The 2,757-nt window shown below is 57.1% G+C and carries 4 protein-coding genes; 3 read left to right on the forward strand and 1 reads right to left on the reverse strand.

Going from position 1 to position 2,757, the window contains the following annotated elements:
- Positions 1-892 precede the first annotated feature (892 nt).
- Complete coding sequence (locus tag ACXJ7R_RS29355; protein ID WP_457154884.1) at positions 893-1,105, forward strand: Flp family type IVb pilin; 213 nt, start codon at positions 893-895, stop codon at positions 1,103-1,105.
- Positions 1,106-1,569: 464 nt separating this feature from the next.
- On the opposite strand, the gene ACXJ7R_RS29360 is transcribed toward ACXJ7R_RS29355, so the two are convergent.
- On the reverse strand, positions 1,570-1,761 hold the full coding sequence (locus ACXJ7R_RS29360; protein ID WP_457154885.1) for a hypothetical protein: 192 nt from the start codon (positions 1,759-1,761) through the stop codon (positions 1,570-1,572).
- A 50-nt stretch (positions 1,762-1,811) separates the two neighbouring features.
- Here ACXJ7R_RS29360 and ACXJ7R_RS29365 point away from each other — a divergent pair, with 50 nt between their 5' ends.
- Both ACXJ7R_RS29365 and ACXJ7R_RS29370 read left to right on the forward strand, forming a co-directional pair.
- Complete coding sequence (locus ACXJ7R_RS29365) at positions 1,812-2,012, forward strand: hypothetical protein (protein ID WP_457154886.1); 201 nt, start codon at positions 1,812-1,814, stop codon at positions 2,010-2,012.
- A gap of 393 nt (positions 2,013-2,405) precedes the next feature.
- The coding region (locus ACXJ7R_RS29370; protein ID WP_457154887.1) for an AMP-binding protein at positions 2,406-2,757 on the forward strand (352 nt) is incomplete at its 3' end.

Consider the following 2,757-nt stretch of genomic DNA (forward strand, 5'->3'; position numbering starts at 1 on the left):
GCCAATAACACCCTTGTAGACAAAGCATTCCGAAACGAGGCGCAGCTCTACAGATAGGCGGGACGGTTTCTATGGCCACCAGAGAGCGCCCGTTTCCCTTGGCCGCTGTCCTGCTCTCCATTCCTGYCAAGCGCTCTCTGCCGCCGCCCTGTAGCCGGCAGGCATTGGCTGCCAGTCTGCCGGCGGCGTACACCATTTCGGCTCGCGGTATCCCCAGTGCTTCAGGCCGACCATCAAAAGATCCGTCAAACCAGACGGTTACGTTGAGCTTTGGAAAATGTAGGATCTTGGCCTGCCACCAAGTCCGATCGATCTCGTATTCGCCAACGCCTTCGGCCCACCGCGTCCAGCCTTTGCCGGGACGTCAAATCCCTGTCTCGCTTGGGGATTCGCTGTTCGATGACCTTTCAAATGCTGCAGGGAGCCCCGCCAGAACGTCTGGGGCTCCATCCGCGCCTTCGCCCTAGACTTTGCCGCAAGCTCGCTGGTGGCCTCGCCATCGGTATCGGCATTGCTATCGGGCACACACTGGCCGGCTGAGTGTCGGGTCTACCGCTTCGTCCTTCCTTAAAGCCCAGCTCGTACCTGGCGCCTTGCTGTGGCTTACCAGGCAGCGCTTTTGAACGTCGTCAAAAACACAGTCGTCGCAAGTTGTGCAAATAACGGGATATATCTTCCACCAAAGGGCTATTTCTATAGTTAAGTCGCCAAAATTACACGCAAAATCATCTGGTTAGCTCGATCATCCAAGCGCTTTCGGAGGTCATTCCAGTTAATGATGCGTTAAAATCCCTTTGACTCCAGCACTTCTTCAGCGGTAGCTAAATAACCCTCGACGGAGCTTTGAGCATAGGTCGGCTCCGGGGTTGAAAGTCAACAAGGGGGAAGGAACATGCGTAAGTTCATTCAGCAGTTCCGCGATGAAGAGTCCGGCGCCGCGATGGTTGAATATTCCATTCTCGTCGGTATCATCTCTGCAGTGTCGCTGCTCGCGATCCTTGCCATCGGCGGGTGGGTTGGTGATCAGTTCACCGGTCTCTGCGCTAACCTCAACACCAAGGGCGTCACTGCTGGTGGCGGTGCTGGCGGCGATTGCACGCCGTAGTGACTACGCGCGCCGCCGTCCGATTGAACCCGAGCGGCGCACTCCAGCTTGGGTCGGTGCGAGCGAATCGCCAGATAGCCAGATAGGTTGGCCTTGGCGTTCGATGAGAACGCTGTTCATTAGCAGTGTCTAAAGGTTTTCGATGTAAAATAGGGGTATGGACAATCTGCTAGACGACCTTGAGCATATTCTGACCGCCCCGCGAAGAAGTCTGCAGGACCGTTTTTGGGGACTGTTTCTTCTGGCGGCTGTGGCCGGTGCAATCGCTACCACCACCATGGTCGAGGTACGATTGTGGCTCCAGCCAAAAGAGGAATCTATCGTCATCGAGGACGCAACCACTTCACAGCCGAACTTACCGAAGCCTGCGGATTATCGGACATGGCGTAGGGCGTAGCAGTTCTCAAGTCAGCCGTAACCTTCAGCCTATGCTTTTTTGCCGCGGCGTGACGGCCGTGTCTATCTCAGACCAACGATTCGATCTTCGCGAGGCCATAACTGACGTTGCCGCCGCCTGACGAATAGCTGGAGACGTTCACTATCGCTGCTTCGCTGACGCCGCTCTTGTAGTAGCCATTCCAAGGGGCACCGGGGCTGCTGTCGATCTCAACGGCAGACGTTGCGCTGGTGGTTTTTCTATGACTTCCGACGGCCACTCGGTTCCCCCAGGTCCCTCAAGCGAGAGGTTGCCACGTTTCTTCAGGAAGTGATCGACGCCGATTCTCTTGTTGTCGAAGCCGAACGGCAATGCGGCAACCTGACCGTACGGGTTCGACATACCGAGATGGAACGAGCGCGGTTCGCTGGTTTTGAGCGCGGTCTTGCAATTGCCGGTCTTTTAATTGCTAGCATCGGCGTCGCGGCAACTGTGGTTCAGGCGTGGGCCGCCGTTGCTTCTTTGCCCTAGTCCGACCCGGTTGAGCGTTTCCCCTCTACATCGCCGCCATAACCGCCTCGATGCTCGCTGGCGCCGTCTGGCGCTACCGGCAGCGCGATATGATCGGCATGGCCGCCTGCCTGCTGATGGCCACCCGGGGGGCCACATCCGTTTTCCGGTTAGGTCGAGTGAACCAGACCTTCAATATTAAATGAGCGACTGCTAATAATATGGCTACAACTTAGGCCGTGCACGATCCAAATTCAGCAAGTCAGGACCATCGACGGCCGTCAATCCAGCGGCGGGAACGAAGTGCCTCAGTCACGAGCCAAGCACGACGAGCCAATCTGGGTACCACGTCTGCTCGACGTTGGGCTAAGACGCAAGCCAGATGATCTGGCACTTGTTAGCCCCGAGGGCAGCTTGAGTTGGCAAGAACTCGAACGCGCCAGCAAACGCTATTCCGCTGGCTTGCTGGCCTATGGGCTGAAGCCGGGCGACAGAATTGCGTCGCTCATGCCCAATAGCGCTGCGCTGATGATTCACTACCTCGGCTGCTTCAAATCGGGGATCGTGGCAGTACCCTTGAACTACCGATACACGCATCCCGAGATTGATCATGGACTCAAGACGAGCGGCGCTCGGGCGCTATTGGCCCATGTGGACCGTCAGGAAGACATCGCTTCCAGTATCGCGCGGGACTTGCCACTTGGGGTCATCAACTACGGCTCCGAGCACGATCGCCATTCAAACTTCGCGACGCTCTTGGAGAGCC

The organism is Mesorhizobium sp. P5_C1 (assembly GCF_054049815.1).